The sequence below is a fragment of the Gynuella sunshinyii YC6258 genome (assembly GCF_000940805.1).
Classification (GTDB): domain Bacteria; phylum Pseudomonadota; class Gammaproteobacteria; order Pseudomonadales; family Natronospirillaceae; genus Gynuella; species Gynuella sunshinyii.
The window spans coordinates 2012384-2029127 of the sequence record NZ_CP007142.1 but is presented as its reverse complement, the minus strand read 5'-3'; the positions used below and the strand labels follow the sequence as shown (position 1 = coordinate 2029127).

The window sequence follows — 16744 nt, the reverse complement described above, 5'->3', positions numbered from 1 at the left end:
GGATCAGCACATCAAGCAACCTCAATATAGCCCATCAGACCGGTTTTCATATGTTCTATCACATGGCAGTGATACATCCAGCGACCCGGGTTATCGGCCACAAATGCAACCTGAACGGTTTCATTCTTTTCCAGTAGCACGGTATCCGTGTGAAAGGGCACGATGTCTTTCTTATTGGAGTTCAATACGATCCAGATAAACCCATGCAGATGAATAGGGTGGCTGTTTGGCGTATTGTTACGCAGATTGAAAATGTAGCTTTTGCCCAGTGTCAGTCTGGCCACTGGATCCGGAATATAATCAGCGGTCATTTTATCCCAGGCACGACGATTGATGGTCCAGAATTTCGGATCACTGTTACCATCCTTATCAGCCGGGCTGATAGCACCTTCCCACTCGAAGACAAAATTGACGGTTTCAGCGTGTCCGAGGTCTGGTTTTGGTATCGGATTTGCCGGTAACGATTTAACCGGACCAGCCTGACGTTTGAAAGCAGATGCTTCAACCTGGAAATCCACCAGATCAAACATCAACCGGCCTTTGGCATTTTTGATTCTGACAGACTCACCCGCTGCCGGCGTTACCACTGCCAAATCAAGACGCATGCCCGGTCCCATAGGGTGCACCTGCAACGGATAGGGCTCATTCACCGGACTGCCATCAATGGCAACCACCCAGGCGGAATGATCCGGGATGGCGATGTTATAAATCAGCGTGTTATCAACATTCAGCAAACGGATGCGGGTCAAAGCGTTGGCCGGCACCGGGAACGTCGGTTTATGTTGGCCATTTACCGTTTCCCAGCGCCCTGGCGTGCCCATCCGGGCGGCATTACGCGGTGAGGTAAATTCACTGAAGCTGCCATCCTCATTCACATGCCAGTTTTTCAACAGCAACACTTCTTCATGATCAAAATCGACAGCTTCTGCTTCATCGATAATGATTGCGCCTACCAGCCCCTTACCCAGCTGAATCATGCTGTTAACGTGTGGGTGATACCAGAAAGTACCGGCATCCGGCGGTACAAATTCATAGAGAAAATCCTCACCGGCAGCGATGGGTGGTTGCGACAGAAATGGCACACCGTCCATCTCTATGGGTATCCGCAAGCCATGCCAGTGAATGGTCGTGGGCTCGTTAAGACGGTTCTTAAACAGAATCCGCAGCGTTTTGCCCTGGCGTCCACGAATGATCGGAGCCGGATAACCACCGTCAAAACACAGGGCATGGGTAACGCCTCCGGGTACCAGCGAAATATCAGCCGGCTCGGCCGTCAGGACATAATCATAGGGATCATCACTGCCGCTGGCGGCCAGTGAAAATCTGGGAAAGCCCACCGTTCCGGCAACGACCACCGTGGACAACATGGATCCGAGAAAATCCCGTCTGTTTATCATGACAACCCGCCTCTTGATTCTGCAATAATAATGAGAATATATCTCATTATTACCGGTATTTATATTGACGGACCGCAATTGCGACGGCATTCGTATTGACTTCAGCCAAGAGAACCGGAGTCTGGTAGCTTCAGACCAAACGACCCGATCTGATGATAGGAGCACGAAAGTTTTATCATGCCAACGAGTGTGTAACCAAGAGGCCTCTGAAAAATAGGAACAGTTTTGACGCTGGCCAGGAAGCACCACTCGCAACACCGCAGTTTACTGGTGTAATGAGGATGTGAGACTGGCGCTGACAACGTCCTGCGCGAAAATAGGCCATTTTTCAGAGACCTCTTAGTTTGAGTTATTTATAAGATCAGTTCATGCCATAACAATTTTGTGCGAATGGCACGACACTTACGCTTGAATACCCTATCCTCACGAATAAACACCGGTGCCTGATCTGTCTGCTGGAAACAAAATTTCCTCGGCAAATCAGTGTACAACGACCTCGGCGGATGACTGCCGCGAATCCCCTTCAACAATGCGCCAGATTCATGGGTATGATAATAAATACGACCAATACCAAGCTCCTCACGAATAAAACGTATGGCCGCTGTCAGCATGGCTTCGGACCAGATTGACGCAAACGGTAAGAATACCTCCTCCGCATAGCGCCGAAATGTATTGCCATCACACTGTAGACAACGACCATAATAAGCAGCGATTTTTCCTTTTGAATTCAATTGTGACAATGCCGTTCTTACCCGTCGAACCCAATCACTCTGAACTTCCTCAATCAGCGCCTCACCAGTATCCAGATCTATATCCAGCCGCGCCCAAGCCAGAGTATCACGATACAGAGCGTCCTCCTTCCGCTCAGCAACAGGATGACCTGCGTAGTTAAACACATGATCCTGAGTGGGTTTCAACAACCGCTGATAAGCACGATTGTGCTGCTCGGAAAAATTCATCTGCAACACCAGATTATAGCCATTACGGGTGGTCTGAATACCCCATCGTTTGCTGCCCCATTGACCCAGAGTCAGCACAAAAGACTGACACGATTCATTCCAGACATAATCAAACACACCGGACGCAAGCGAACCATCTCCACTAACCGAAAGCACCTTTCTGACATCAGGCTGTTCCAACAGTCCTCTGAACGGGGACTGCTTCACAGCCTGGACAGTAGTACCGGATCGGCTGATACACGACAACAGATAAGCAGCGTACTGTCCTTTAAAATACCGGAATAATGTCCTGTCTTCAGAAAGACAGGCGATCACCTCGGTCACTATTTCCTGTTTCATATGTCATCATCCTTTGACGCAAACCACTTGTTTCAGCGTATGCACCACCTCAATCAAATCACTTTGATGGGCCATCACGGTATCAATATCCTTATACGCAGCGGGTATCTCATCGATCACTCCGCTGTCTTTACGGCACTCAACACCTGCCGTCTGACGCTCCACATCCATGTCGGTAAATTTCCGTTTAGCGGCACTGCGACTCATTGTCCGACCGGCGCCATGGGAGCACGAGCAAAAAGACTGCGGCTGTCCCTTACCGCGTACGATAAAAGACTTTGCTCCCATACTACCGGGAATAATGCCCAGTTCGCCCTCGCCCGCCCGTATGGCTCCTTTTCGAGTGACGTAAACATGCTCACCAAAATGATATTCACGACTCACATAATTGTGGTGACAATTAATCGCCTCCTTGGTGACTTTAAAACCTGGAAATTGCTTGCGTAACGAATCAAGAATCATCCGCATCATTTCCCGGCGGTTGGTCATGGCATATTCCTGTGCCCATTCCACCGCTTCGATGTAGTCATCAAAGTGCTCCGCGCCTTCCGAAAAATAAGCCAGATCCTTATCCGGCAGATTCATCAGATGGCGCCCCATATCACGGCGGGCCAGTTCAATAAAATACTGGCCAATCGCATTGCCGATGCCACGGCTGCCGGAATGCAGCATGATCCAGATATCGTTATTTTCATCCAGGCACAGCTCAATAAAATGATTGCCACCACCCAGAGTACCCAGTTGCCGTATCCAGGTCTGATACGGTTTTTTCTGCATCGAATAAATCTTACGATGCTTACCGATGATCCGATCCAAACCCACCGCAAGGGCACGGATTGAAGTCGGCCGCGCGCGATCAGACTTATGCATATTAAATCCAACCGGAATCGCCGCTTCGATGGTTGAACGAATACGGCGCAGGTTATCCGGCAAATGCGAGGCATTGACCGACAACCGAACCGCATTCATACCACATCCGATATCCACACCAACCGCCGCTGGAATAATGGCACCTTTGGTCGGAATCACTGATCCAACCGTTGCGCCCTTACCCATATGCACATCCGGCATAACCGCAATATGACTGTGAATAAATGGCAGTTGCGACAAATTATAAAGCTGCTGCATGGCAGCCGGTTCCACCTCATCGGTGTATATTTTGACCGGGGCCTTTCCCTTGGTCATCAACGTTTGTATAGGCATCCTGTTTTCCTCCTATCGATCCATCTGTAATACTTCAAATTTCAAAACCGGAACCCGTTTACGATTCACGGCTCTGGCTACTTGAGCCCTCAAATACCCCTGAAGTGCGTTGAGCTTTTGCAGCGCCACTTCTGTCTGAGCCTGCGCAGATGAATAATGATGTATTAATACCCACAAAAACTGGCCATCTTCTGTGAGTTGCACCGCTGCAACATCGATATCTCTGAAGACGTCATCCGCCAGCTCGGCCATGATCCACAACGATATTGTTCTCTGGGCAACTTTTTCCAGAGGCCGGTTTTGTTTGGTTTTTCGGGTTAAACGAAATCTGGCCAGTTCGCGCGGATCCACGCCATCTTCAGGACCAGGTTCATCGCATAACAGTTTGGCTTCGTGTAGCCATTGTTTTGATATTGCCACGATAAAACTCCAAGCAATACCGCACCGTTCCACCACAATCGGGCGGAAAAAATAACGGTATCGAAGTGTTTAAAAATCAACTTCAAACGAACGATAAAGCCACAGCAGAAATCATCAGCACATGACGATTGGCATCGACAGATACATCGTTCAAAGTAATCTTGATAATTAACTATTGGAGCCCCGGTCTGACTGACCGGCAAAAAGAGTATTACCGGAAAGAGAAAGACACGAGGCGCGCAATGATTTGATTCTGATACATGTTTGGCCTCCTGATAATGAAATGTGGGTTAAAAACGAGGGCGAAATTTACGCCCATATTTTTAGCGAGTCAACACTCTGTTTAAGAATAACATCAGATAATTTTTTTAATGACTCACTGCCGGGAAAGAAATAGCAAATAAAGCCCGAAGCCGGAAATACGCATTACCAATAATGGATTAGTTTTCCCGGTAACGTTGTTGAGTGCGTTGCAACCAAAAACTGATGACACTGAACACCGTAATACCTGCCGCATCGGCAAGCAGATCAACGATATCCAACGTGCGGGTCGGAAACCAACCCTGGCTCAGCTCCTCTAGCACTGCAAAAACCACAACCAGTATCGAACCCAGATAAGGACGCCAGCGATAAAGACTCAACTGACGGAACTGGAAGGCCCAATTCACTAACAACGTCAACAAACCATACAAACAAAAATGCGCCACTTTATCGCCATAAGGAACCGCCTTGCCGAGATCGAAGAAAATACTGTCGCCGCCGGTATCGGCCAGAAAAATAATACGGGCAATAAACAGGACAAATAACAGAGTGATCAAAATGATAATTTTTTGCATACAGAAATAAGTCATACAACGAATTTGGAGGGAAGGATTATAAGACCAGCATTCATCAATCTGCCACACCAATCTATCAGACTGTGGCAGGCTTCATGGTTGGATCGTACAGGCCTATCCCACCAACAAGTAACGGGGATATTGACCCTGCATCCCTCTATCACGTAGCATCTCCCACGCGCTGGCAAAATCCAGCGCCGGGAATTACCACCCCGAGGTCAAAACAGAGGCTAAAAAGCATGAATATGTTTTTTATCGCCTGCGAACTCTCGCGCCTGCTCATTATGGCAGGTCGGCGGGCCAGCTTCGGCTGGGCCGTTTCTGTTTTGACGGTTGTGGTAACCCGCTCGGCCTGCCCCCAAAAAAAGTTGTTTACCACCAACGAGGGGGCAGAATTTGCTTCAAAACAGGAACAACATTATGCCTAACACGACACCTCCCTCTCTCGAATCCATCAAACACGATCTGAACATCACCGCCAACACCCTCACCGGTGGTCAGGCAATTATCCATATGCTGACCTCACACGATGACGAAAAAACCGCCTCAATCGCCCATGCTGCCTGCGGATTTTTTGAACACCTGCAACAGCGACTGAATCAATTATTTGAAGATCTCAATGAATGCGAACGGCAACAGATACAAGCGCTGAGAGAAGCGAATACCAGAGAATTAAAGACCCTTCATGCCAGCAATCAATTGGACAAAAACACCAGCACTCCACGTTAACCCGTAAGCCATCGTGAACTGGAGAATGCACGCGCTATCCACCGTCATTTTTAGTACCAGTTCCTTGTACTCCAGATTCAAAGCCAGATAATGATCAGCAATCTTTTCGAGTCGACATTTCAGGATGAAACCATGAACCTCAAAACACTTATCAGCATTGGCTTCTGCATAGCGACCTTAACCGCCTGCAAGCCAGATCTTAGAACTATTGGCACGGTGGATGATGATAAGCTGATTACGCCGGCTATGATTTACGATATGGGGACTGATGAATTCACAAAACAGTATCTCGGGAAGGAAGTGACGGTAAAGGATTTTTATAGCGCAAAGTCGACAGGAGGGTATCGACCTGAAGAGGGACAATGCGTTCTTGCTGTTCACAATGGAGATGACAAACTCAACAAGGATATTGTTATATATATACGCTAATCATTGGCCAGACTTTGTTATTGAAGACCTATACAAAGAATCTAGTTCAGAGTTTTCTGCTTTACTAAGTTATCCCAAGGAAACCGACTTACCCATGGACGTTTGCCAAGAACGTTGCGAATATAATGAAGAGACTGGTGCTTGTTTTTACAAGAGTCCACGTTTAAAGGTGACTGGCAAAATTTTTAGAGCTGGTGAAGGAATTGGAGGATATTATATGCGAATGAAACTTAAAGGTGTTGAATATTGAATAGAAATGAACATGGGGCTGTATTAACTAACTGCCCCATGCATATAAAAACAACACACTCTAGTTCAAAAAGGGTTTATAAGCCTCGATATCCAATCTAGCTGGTATGTCATCATCCAGATCTGTTTTTAGTAAATATTCATCGCCATCCACTTCGGAAAAATAGGCGAATTTGATACCAATCTCAAGTTCATCATCCTCCAACCAACTTTCAATTTCCTCCTGCATCTGCTGTGGATTCAATCCTGCCAGCGGAATCTCAACTAGATATTTATCTTTATCACTCATATCCTGCTGCATTCGGATCAGGTTCCAGGATGAATAGGGCTTGTGCTTAAACTCCTTGTCGGTTTCATCCCAGGCCTGGACCTTAAACTCTAAATGACTTTTAAAGATGCCAGCATCGATTTCCGAAATTTGTACCCAGACATGTTCGTATTGGCGTTTAAAGTTTCTGAACCACACACTGAATTTCAAACTATCCTGTCCTTTACGAGTGACATGACCTCGTATGTTCTTTACTACGGCAATGTGAGCTTCATTAACTCTCTATTGCTCAACTTAGTGGCTGTCCTGTTTTTCGTCTTTTGTTTGTCTGAAGCCATGGTGAACTGGAGAATACACGCACTATCCACCGTCATTTTTAGTACCAGTTCCTTGCACTTCAGATTCAAAACCAGATAATGATCAGCACGCTCGTTTTAGCAAATTTCAGGATGAACACATGAACCTCAAAACACTTATCAGCATTGGCCTCTGCATAGCGACCTTAACTGCCTGCAAGCCAGATCTTAGAACTATTGGCACTGTGGATGATGATAAGCTGATTACGCCGGCTATGATTGATGAGATGGGGTTTGAGGAGTTTGAGAAACGATATTTGGGAAAAGAGGTGACTGTGGCGGATTTTTATAGTGCAAAGTCTACAGGAGGATATCAACCACAGGATGGTCAGTGTATTCTTGCAGCTCATAGTGGTGATAAGCATATTAATAGAGATATAACAGTATATATATGCTAATCACTGGCCTACCTTTGTCATAGAAGATATATTTAAGGAATCTAGCCCAGAACTAACAGCATTATTGAGCTACCCAAGCGAAACTGACCTACCAATAGATGTCTGTAACGAGCGTTGTGAATACAATGAAGAAACAGGAGCCTGTTTTTATAAAAGCTCTAACCTAAAAGTTACAGGGAAAATATTTGACGCAAGGGATATTAGTAGACTTACAGGTGAATATCGCCTCTATATGAAGCTTAAAGGTGTTCAATATTAAAAGTATTTAATTTGAGGGTGATCTCCATATCTGCCTCAAATTAACTACATATAAATATATTATTTTTTCATATATGGCTTATATGCCTCGATATCCAATTTGGCATTCAGCTCATCATCCAGATCTGTTTTCAGCAGATATTCATCACCATCCACTTCTTCGAAATAACCGAACTTAATACCGATATCCAGTTCAAAGTCCTCCAGCCAACTATCAAACTCATCCTCAATTTGCTTCGGATTTAAACCCGCTAATGGAATTTCAACGGTGTATTTATTCTTGTCACCCGCATCCTGTTGCATCCGAATCAGGTTCCACTTTGAGTATGGTTTATTTTTAAATGCCTCATCAGTTTCATCCCAGGCCTGAATTTTAACGTCCAGTGGATGGTCAAATACACTGTCTCCAGTTTCAACTAACTGTATCCAGACATGTTCATATTGGCGTTTAAAATTTCGGAACCAGACACTGAATTTCAGGCAATCATGCCCTTTACGTGCAACATGCCCGTGAATATTCTCCACCACAGGGAGTTTAAGCTTAATAGGTTGTTTATCAAAAAGTTCGATAGCTGTTCTATTTTTGGGTAAAACACTAGCTTTTAGATAGATCTCTTCTTTCTTCTTCAATAATTCCCAGAGTTTTTGGTCGCCACTAATAGAATAGATACTATCTTGATCTTTAGATAAACTCAGGATCTTAATTTTTTTAGTTCGAGTATAAGATTCTATTTCCAAGTCTGCTCTTTGGTTGAAACTGATCTGCAAGGCTATACCTACAACTTCCTCAAAATCCTTAACCTGTTCGGCAACGTCCTTTCTTAAACTTTCTTCGGCACTCTCAATATATTCTGCAGATCGTTGAACATGAAAATCTTGATCTTTTAAGCTAACTAGTCGCTTAGTTGAATCGTTTTGATTGTCAGACCATAAAAATTCCCCTTCAAACGTAGTATCCAAGGGCCGCTTCAACGCCCCCAAAATCACACTGATCTGATCACCAATATAAACTTCCTCTGGAGTTCGATAATGACGAAATAAATATTCTGTATACTGACCAACCCCCCATGTCACCTTAGCCCCACTATCTACAACATCTTTCCCAAACAAGGTCACGTCATCAAAGAATGTGGCTTCTTCTTTTTTCAGGGTGGCCAGTTGTGCAGTCATGATGTCGGATTGCCATGCAAAGACAGAAAGCCTGGCGCTGATCGGGCAGCTGAGTTTGATCTGGCCGCCCAGGTCTTTCAGTTGGTTGATGAATTGGGAGGCGAATTTCGGGTTTTGCAGGTTTTGTTCATCTTCGAACAGGTAGGCCAGTTGCCATTGAACGTGGTTGCTCAGTTCAAGTTTCGGACCTACGGTGAAGCTGACTTCAATGTAATCGAAGATGTCTTTGATCAACGGCCCCCACAGCATGTTGTGCAGGCCGTTGTCGAATTTTCTATCGACACCTGTACCGGAGTAGTGAATACCATTGCTCTGATCATCAAACCGTTGAACCGCGGCCGTCCATGCCGCTTGTAACTGGAACAGGACTTCGATACTCGCACTCACGGGTGCTTTGTCGCTCCCCAGGCCAATGGTGAGTCCGCCGTATTGCTGACCTTTTTCGATCACTGCGTCGTTTTTATCGAGTTTTTCCTGTCGGGCTTCATCGCTCAGGGTTTCAAAATCCAGGTTCATGGGACTTTTGGCCGATGCCTGGTATTGTCCGGCCAGGGTCAACGGCAGTTTGCCTTTTAGCCGCACCATCAGCGAATACAGGATAAAGGTCAGTGGCGGGGGCAATAATGCTCCCGCTGGCGTCGGGAAGAGTTTGGCGTCGTTGAAGCTCAGCAGGTCCAGTGAGGTTTCAAAGCTTAAGGCATGCTGCTCCTCACCTTTCATCAGGCTGCCGATCAGTTCTTTCATAGCCTTGAGCAGGTCTTTGCTATTCGCGCTCTGGAACCGCCCCCACAGGCGGGCAAATGGGCTGGTCATACTGCTCTCCATTACCCGGGCGAAACCGAGAGAGTCTTTTTCATTACGAGCCTTTTTTTCATCTGCCATGAGGAACGGATTGTCGCTGTCGAGCAGGGCGAAGTTGAGGATGTAGCCGTAGATTTTCAGGGTGGTTTTGAAGGTGCCGGCAATGTTGACTTCGTTTTTGGCGGTTTTGATTTCATCATCCAGGGCCTTTTTGAGGGCCACGCCGGTTTTCTTGGCAACAATGATGTCAAAGCGTTCGATCATGGCCTGCGGTAATTTGAGGTCGCGGATTTGCTGACGAACCTCGGCACCGCTTTGGGAGGTGTCTATCTGGTCGATTTTTTTGCCCAGAGCGTCATCATCCCCCACTCTTTTGAAAATGTTTTTGATTTCACCCAGTGCCGCATCCAGGTCGAAATTGCTGCGAAAGCTATCTACCGCCTGCACGGCAAACAGTTCCGGAATCATGACGGTGCCCAGGAATTTTTTGAGCGTCTTGCCGTATTCGTATTCCCAGTATTCTGGCTTTTTTCGATCCGGCAGGCTGGGGTCATATTGTTTAGCGGCTTTTTTGGCGGCTGCGTGGCGCAGAATACGTTTGAGGGTATTGAGCAATACGGCATAGGCAACGCTGGTACCGAGCCAGTTGAATACGTTCAGTTCTCTCGGTTTGCCGGGTTGCTCCGGTTGGCTGATACGGTTGAGGGAGTGTATCAGTTCGGCCGGATAGAGGCCGACGTAGAGTAAATCACCATAACTTTTACTGGCACTGTCGACGGCTTGTTCACGTACTTTACCGGTATCGGGATCGGTTTCGATACGACCATCCACCAGTCGTTCCCGCCGCCAGGTATGGTTACGGCACAACTGCGGATTAAATCCGGGGTTGGTACGACCATCGCTCAGGGTTCGTGGAAACAGGTAGGGATCATCCACCGCCATGCTGTTGGGCAAATCTTCGCTGTATTCATCTTTAGGGCCGTCATCCATCCATTTGTAAGTATGGTTACGTACCCAGATTTTCATGTAACTGCCGACTTCGATACTGAGCACATCCTGGTATTGCTCTTTTTCAAGCAATAGCTGACGGCGGCGTTTAAAGTCTTCTTTGGTACAGTCGTTGTAGACGATAGCCGGATATTTGACGTATACCACGCGCGGGTTGTTGTCATCGACTTTCATACGGGCTTCAAGCACCTGCTGAAAGCTTTGATGACTGTCAGTGCCCTCTTGCTCGGTAAACAGCGGACGGAACTGGGTCAATGGCACTTTATAGAGGTTTTTGCCGATCTCTTCGGCCTCGACTCCCAGGATCCAACCATGGAACCAGCCGGCTTTCTGGGCATCATCAGTAACCCATTGGTTGTTGCCGTTGAGCCGGTAGGGGCTATTTGCCAATCGCAAGCCGCTCACAAAAAAAGACCAATATCTTGATATTGACCCTGCATCCCTCTATCACGTAGCATCTCCCACGCGCTGGCAAAATCCAGCGCCGGGATTGCAACCCCGAGGTCAAAACAGAGGCTAAAAAGCATGAGTATGTTTTTTATCGCCTGCGAACCTTCGCGCCTGCTCATTATGGCAGGTCGGCGGGCCAGCTTCGGCTGGGCCGTTTCTGTTTTGACGGTTGTTGCAACCCGTTCGACCTGCCCCCAGACCATTTGCAACTGGTTTGTGGGGCACATGATTGCTTCAAAACAGGAACAACATTATGCCTACCACGACACCTCCCTCTCTCGAATCCATCAAACACGATCTGAACATCACCGCCAACACCCTCTCCGGTGGTCAGGCAATTATCCATATGCTGACCTCACACGATGACGAAAAAACCGCCTCAATCGCCCATGCCGCCTGCGGATTTTTTGAACATTTGCAACAGCGACTGAATCAATTATTTGAAGATCTCAATGAATGCGAGCGGCAACAGATACAAGCGCTGAGAGAAGCTAATGCCAGAGAATTAAAGACCCTTCATGCCAGTAATCAATTGGACGAAAACACCAGCACTCCACGTTAACCCGTAAGCCATCGTGAACTGGAGAATGCACGCGCTATCCACCGTCATTTTTAGTACCAGTTCCTTGCACTTCAGATTCAAAACCAGATAATGATCAGCACGCTCGTTTTAGCAAATTTCAGGATGAACACATGAACCTCAAAACAGTTATCAGCATTAGCTTCTGCATAGCGACCTTAACTGCCTGCAAGCCAGATCTTAGAACTATTGGCACGGTGGATGATGATAAGCTGATTACGCCAGCTATGATTTACGATATGGGGACTGATGAATTTACAAAAAAATATCTGGGGAAAGAAGTAACAATTTCAAACCTTTCAGAAGGAAAATTCTTGGGCGGATATCGACCTGAAAACGGGCAATGTTTATTCGCTCCTGTAACTCGAGACCCAGAACTCAAAAAGTCCATCGTTTTATATATCTATGCCAATCATTTTCCAGACTTTGTCATTGAAGATTTGTTTAAAGAGTCCAGTCCAGAATTTACGAATTTGCTTAACTACCCAGAGGAAATCGATTTGCCTATGGATGTCTGCGAAGAACGCTGTGAATACAATGAAGACACAGGCGCGTGTTTCTATAAAAGCCCTCATTTAAAAGTAACTGGAAAAATATTTCGAGCCGGTGAAGGTCTAGATGGATATTACATTCGAATGAAGCTCAAAGGAGTTCAATACTAAAAAAGGGCAGCTCTAACTGCCCTGGTTGATTAGTCCTGGAATCAATTCATAAAAGGCTTATAAGCCTCAATATCCAATTTGGCATTCAGCTCATCATCCAGATCTGTTTTCAGTAGATACTCGTCACCATCGACTTCTTCGAAATAGCCAAATTTAATACCGATATCCAGCTCAAAGTCCTCCAGCCAACTATCAAACTCATCCTCAATTTGCTTCGGATTTAAGCCTGCTAATGGAATTTCAACGGTATATTTATTCTTATCACCCGCATCCTGTTGCATCCGAATCAGGTTCCACTTTGAGTATGGCTTTTTCTTAAATGCTTCATCAGTTTCATCCCAGGCCTGGATTTTAACGTCCAGTGGATGGTCAAATACACTGTCTCCAGTTTCAACTAACTGTACCCAGACATGTTCATATTGGCGTTTAAAGTTTCTGAACCAGACACTGAACTTCAAACTATCTTGCCCTTTACGAGTGACATGACCACGAATGTTCTCAACAACAGGTAATTTGAGTTTAATAGGTTGGTCATTCGATAGCCCAATAACTACCCTATTTTTCGGTAAGATATTGGCTTTTAAATAAATTTCTTCTTTTTCTTCGAACATCTCCCACAATTTTTTATCACTATCAACAGTGTAGGATTTGCCCGGATTTTTGGATAAGGCGAGGACCTTTATATTTCCGGATTGAACTCCTGGAGCTATTTCAGAATCCGCTTTTTCGTTAAAACTAATTTTCAGCGCTGCACTAACGACCTCATCAAATTCGTCTAATACTTCTGCATTTCGCTCCTTAAAACTAGAATCAGCAATCTCTGAGAGATAGGCTTCTTTCGTGCTAACTCTAAAATTTTTATTGTCTAAACTTGTTAGCCTCTCGCTCGTATTATTGCTTTCACCTAGTAATTCACTGCCTTTGTCTGCCCATAAAAACTCACCCGAGAATGTGGTATCCAGTGGCCGCTTGGACGCTCCCAAAATCACACTGATCTGATCACCAATATAAACTTCCTCTGGTGTTTGATAATGCCGATACAGAGTCCTTGTATACACACCAACCCCCCATGTCACCTTAGCCCCACTATCTACAACATCTTTCCCAAACAAGGTCACGTCATCAAAGAATGTGGCTTCTTCTTTTTTCAAGGTGGCCAGTTGTGCGGTCATGATGTCGGATTGCCATGCAAAGACAGAAAGCCTGGCGCTGATCGGGCAGCTGAGTTTGATCTGGCCGCCCAGGTCTTTCAGTTGGTTGATGAATTGGGAGGCGAATTTCGGGTTTTGCAGGTTTTGTTCATCTTCGAACAGGTAGGCCAGTTGCCATTGAACGTGGTTGCTCAGTTCAAGTTTCGGGCCTACGGTGAAGCTGACTTCAATGTAATCGAAGATGTCTTTGATCAACGGCCCCCACAGCATGTTGTGCAGGCCGTTGTCGTATTTTCTATCGACACCTGTACCGGAGTAGTGAATACCATTGCTCTGATCATCAAACCGTTGAACCGCGGCCGTCCATGCCGCTTGTAACTGGAACAGGACTTCGATACTCGCACTCACGGGTGCTTTGTCGCTCCCCAGGCCAATGGTGAGTCCGCCGTATTGCTGACCTTTTTCGATCACTGCGTCGTTTTTATCGAGTTTTTCCTGTCGGGCTTCATCGCTCAGGGTTTCAAAATCCAGGTTCATGGGACTTTTGGCCGATGCCTGGTATTGTCCGGCCAGGGTCAACGGCAGTTTGCCTTTTAGCCGCACCATCAGCGAATACAGGATAAAGGTCAGTGGCGGGGGCAATAATGCTCCCGCTGGCGTCGGGAAGAGTTTGGCGTCGTTGAAGCTCAGCAGGTCCAGTGAGGTTTCAAAGCTTAAGGCATGCTGCTCCTCACCTTTCATCAGGCTGCCGATCAGTTCTTTCATAGCCTTGAGCAGGTCTTTGCTATTCGCACTCTGGAACCGCCCCCACAGGCGGGCAAATGGGCTGGTCATACTGCTCTCCATTACCCGGGCGAAACCGAGAGAGTCTTTTTCATTACGAGCCTTTTTTTCATCTGCCATGAGGAACGGATTGTCGCTGTCGAGCAGGGCGAAGTTGAGGATGTAGCCGTAGATTTTCAGGGTGGTTTTGAAGGTGCCGGCAATGTTGACTTCGTTTTTGGCGGTTTTGATTTCATCATCCAGGGCCTTTTTGAGGGCCACGCCGGTTTTCTTGGCAACAATGATGTCAAAGCGTTCGATCATGGCCTGCGGTAATTTGAGGTCGCGGATTTGCTGACGAACCTCGGCACCGCTTTGGGAGGTGTCTATCTGGTCGATTTTTTTGCCCAGAGCGTCATCATCCCCCACTCTTTTGAAAATGTTTTTGATTTCACCCAGTGCCGCATCCAGGTCGAAATTGCTGCGAAAGCTATCTACCGCCTGCACGGCAAACAGTTCCGGAATCATGACGGTGCTCAGGAATTTTTTGAGCGTCTTGCCGTATTCGTATTCCCAGTATTCCGGCTTTTTTCGATCCGGCAGGCTGGGGTCATATTGTTTAGCGGCTTTTTTGGCGGCTGCGTGGCGCAGAATACGTTTGAGGGTATTGAGCAATACGGCATAGGCAACGCTGGTACCGAGCCAGTTGAATACGTTCAGTTCTCTCGGTTTGCCGGGTTGCTCCGGTTGGCTGATACGGTTGAGGGAGTGTATCAGTTCCGCCGGATAGAGGCCGACGTAGAGTAAATCACCATAACTTTTACTGGCACTGTCGACGGCTTGTTCACGTGCTTTACCGGTATCGGGATCGGTTTCGATACGACCATCCACCAGTCGTTCCCGCCGCCAGGTATGGTTACGGCACAACTGCGGATTAAATCCGGGGTTGGTACGACCATCGCTCAGGGTTCGTGGAAACAGGTAGGGATCATCCACCGCCATGCTGTTGGGCAAATCTTCGCTGTATTCATCTTTAGGGCCGTCATCCATCCATTTGTAAGTATGGTTACGTACCCAGATTTTCATGTAACTGCCGACTTCGATACTGAGCACATCCTGGTATTGCTCTTTTTCAAGCAATAGCTGACGGCGGCGTTTAAAGTCTTCTTTGGTACAGTCGTTGTAGACGATAGCCGGATATTTGACGTATACCACGCGCGGGTTGTTGTCATCGACTTTCATACGGGCTTCAAGCACCTGCTGAAAGCTTTGATGACTGTCAGTGCCCTCTTGCTCGGTAAACAGCGGACGGAACTGGGTCAATGGCACTTTATAGAGGTTTTTGCCGATCTCTTCGGCCTCGACTCCCAGGATCCAACCATGGAACCAGCCGGCTTTCTGGGCATCATCAGTAACCCATTGGTTGTTGCCGTTGAGCCGGTAGGGGTTGCCACCGATGGAAGGCGGTTGCAGGAAGGCCCAGGTATCCAGGCTTGGCAGTTCGGCCGGTTTGGTGACCGGACCGCTCATTTCAATGCGCACAATAACATGCTGACTGACGGCTGAAGCAATGCGACCACGGCGGCATTTTTCCAGCTTACGCGGATTTTCCGGCTGACCGTAACGGCCACTGCGATCATCGAAGTCGTAGTTTTTATCGAGCTGGGTACCCGGCACGTAGATACTTTCAATTTGCACGCGAGTGGCCTGAGCATGCGCTTCTGTCATATCTTCATGGCTGCGCAGGGCCTGATCCCAGGTTGCGGTTTTGTCCTCCTGCTGTTGCAGAATGACGTTGCCGGACAGGTTTTCAAAACGGTTGATGCGCACATCCTGATCGAGTATGGCAACGGCCGGGTGTTCTTTACTGCTCAGGATGTTATCCGGCAGTTCGTGAATACGAGCGAATGGAAAGGTGGTGTTGAGATCTTCAATATCTTCATTACCCCAGTAAATACGTACGCTTTGCCAATTCTGCTGGCCGGTGCCATGTACCACGCCGGTTCGCGCACGGGCCAGATGATTGGCCTGTTCCTGCTCGATCTGCCAGGCAGCTTTCATGGCCTTATCAACTTCGGGCCGATGGTTGGTCACGGTGTATTTGGGCAGGGTCAGTTCTTCACCGATCTGAAGAACAGGACTCGAAGAATCAGTGGAGGTTTTGATTTTGTCCGGATTGGCACGCCAGATTACCAGATAGTTAACATACTCCAGGCCTTTGGCGAGATCGTACAGATTATCGCCGGATTGTACGGTGTAGGTTTGATCCGCTTGTTTGAGCGCGGTTTTTAGTGCATCAAATCGTGATTGGGTCATGAA

Annotated in this window: 15 protein-coding genes; 6 read left to right on the top strand and 9 right to left on the bottom strand. The window is 47.0% G+C overall.

The genetic code is table 11. The annotated features are described in order from the left end of the window. Nucleotides 1–11: 11 nt before the first annotated feature. The 5 genes from YC6258_RS09010 to YC6258_RS08990 form a co-directional block, all read right to left on the bottom strand. Nucleotides 12–1397, bottom strand: a complete 1386-nt coding sequence (locus YC6258_RS09010) for a multicopper oxidase family protein (RefSeq protein WP_044616705.1) — start codon at nt 1395–1397, stop codon at nt 12–14. Nucleotides 1398–1750: 353 nt separating this feature from the next. Continuing rightward, the gene (locus tag YC6258_RS09005; protein ID WP_052830175.1) at nt 1751–2695 is read right to left on the bottom strand and encodes a hypothetical protein; all 945 of its coding nucleotides are present in this window, start codon (nt 2693–2695) and stop codon (nt 1751–1753) included. A 6-nt stretch (nt 2696–2701) separates the two neighbouring features. Next, nucleotides 2702–3898, bottom strand: coding sequence for an RtcB family protein (locus tag YC6258_RS09000; protein WP_044616704.1), 1197 nt, complete (start codon nt 3896–3898; stop codon nt 2702–2704). Between the two features lie 12 nt (nt 3899–3910). Continuing rightward, entirely contained in the window at nt 3911–4318 is a 408-nt protein-coding gene (locus YC6258_RS08995; RefSeq protein WP_044616703.1) for a ribosome-binding factor A, read from the bottom strand. 440 nt (nt 4319–4758) lie between these two features. Further along, the gene (locus YC6258_RS08990; RefSeq protein ID WP_044616702.1) at nt 4759–5154 is read right to left on the bottom strand and encodes a VanZ family protein; all 396 of its coding nucleotides are present in this window, start codon (nt 5152–5154) and stop codon (nt 4759–4761) included. Between the two features lie 239 nt (nt 5155–5393). On the opposite strand from YC6258_RS08990, the gene YC6258_RS08985 reads away from it, so the two are divergent. The 3 genes from YC6258_RS08985 (at nt 5394) to YC6258_RS08975 (ending at nt 6312) form a co-directional block, all read left to right on the top strand. Next, the gene (locus tag YC6258_RS08985; protein WP_044616701.1) at nt 5394–5582 is read left to right on the top strand and encodes a hypothetical protein; all 189 of its coding nucleotides are present in this window, start codon (nt 5394–5396) and stop codon (nt 5580–5582) included. Continuing rightward, nucleotides 5575–5883 (top strand): hypothetical protein, encoded by a 309-nt coding sequence (locus YC6258_RS08980; protein ID WP_044616700.1) that lies wholly within the window; start codon nt 5575–5577, stop codon nt 5881–5883. Before YC6258_RS08985 ends, YC6258_RS08980 begins: the two co-directional genes overlap by 8 nt. 132 nt (nt 5884–6015) lie before the next feature. After that, nucleotides 6016–6312, top strand: a complete 297-nt coding sequence (locus YC6258_RS08975) for a hypothetical protein (protein ID WP_044616699.1) — start codon at nt 6016–6018, stop codon at nt 6310–6312. A gap of 310 nt (nt 6313–6622) precedes the next feature. On the opposite strand, the gene YC6258_RS08970 is transcribed toward YC6258_RS08975, so the two are convergent. Next, entirely contained in the window at nt 6623–7039 is a 417-nt protein-coding gene (locus YC6258_RS08970; RefSeq protein ID WP_044616698.1) for a hypothetical protein, read from the bottom strand. A 247-nt stretch (nt 7040–7286) separates the two neighbouring features. On the opposite strand from YC6258_RS08970, the gene YC6258_RS08965 reads away from it, so the two are divergent. Continuing rightward, a complete protein-coding gene (locus YC6258_RS08965; RefSeq protein WP_044616697.1) occupies nt 7287–7583 on the top strand; it encodes a hypothetical protein in 297 nt (98 codons plus the stop codon). A 318-nt stretch (nt 7584–7901) separates the two neighbouring features. Here YC6258_RS08965 and YC6258_RS08960 read toward each other — a convergent pair whose 3' ends face one another. Together YC6258_RS08960 and YC6258_RS08955 are read right to left on the bottom strand one after the other, a co-directional pair. Further along, nucleotides 7902–11210 carry a hypothetical protein gene (locus tag YC6258_RS08960; RefSeq protein ID WP_144407595.1) on the bottom strand — a complete coding sequence of 1103 codons (3309 nt, stop codon included), beginning with the start codon at nt 11208–11210 and terminating at the stop codon, nt 7902–7904. An 11-nt stretch (nt 11211–11221) separates the two neighbouring features. After that, nucleotides 11222–11497, bottom strand: coding sequence for a hypothetical protein (locus YC6258_RS08955; RefSeq protein ID WP_044616695.1), 276 nt, complete (start codon nt 11495–11497; stop codon nt 11222–11224). Between the two features lie 26 nt (nt 11498–11523). Between YC6258_RS08955 and YC6258_RS08950 the strand changes: the two genes are divergently transcribed. After that, a complete protein-coding gene (locus YC6258_RS08950) occupies nt 11524–11832 on the top strand; it encodes a hypothetical protein (protein ID WP_044616694.1) in 309 nt (102 codons plus the stop codon). A gap of 131 nt (nt 11833–11963) precedes the next feature. Next, nucleotides 11964–12512, top strand: coding sequence for a hypothetical protein (locus YC6258_RS08945; protein ID WP_044616693.1), 549 nt, complete (start codon nt 11964–11966; stop codon nt 12510–12512). A gap of 41 nt (nt 12513–12553) precedes the next feature. Here YC6258_RS08945 and YC6258_RS08940 read toward each other — a convergent pair whose 3' ends face one another. Further along, nucleotides 12554–16741 (bottom strand): LysM peptidoglycan-binding domain-containing protein, encoded by a 4188-nt coding sequence (locus YC6258_RS08940; protein ID WP_044616692.1) that lies wholly within the window; start codon nt 16739–16741, stop codon nt 12554–12556. Nucleotides 16742–16744: the final 3 nt, after the last annotated feature.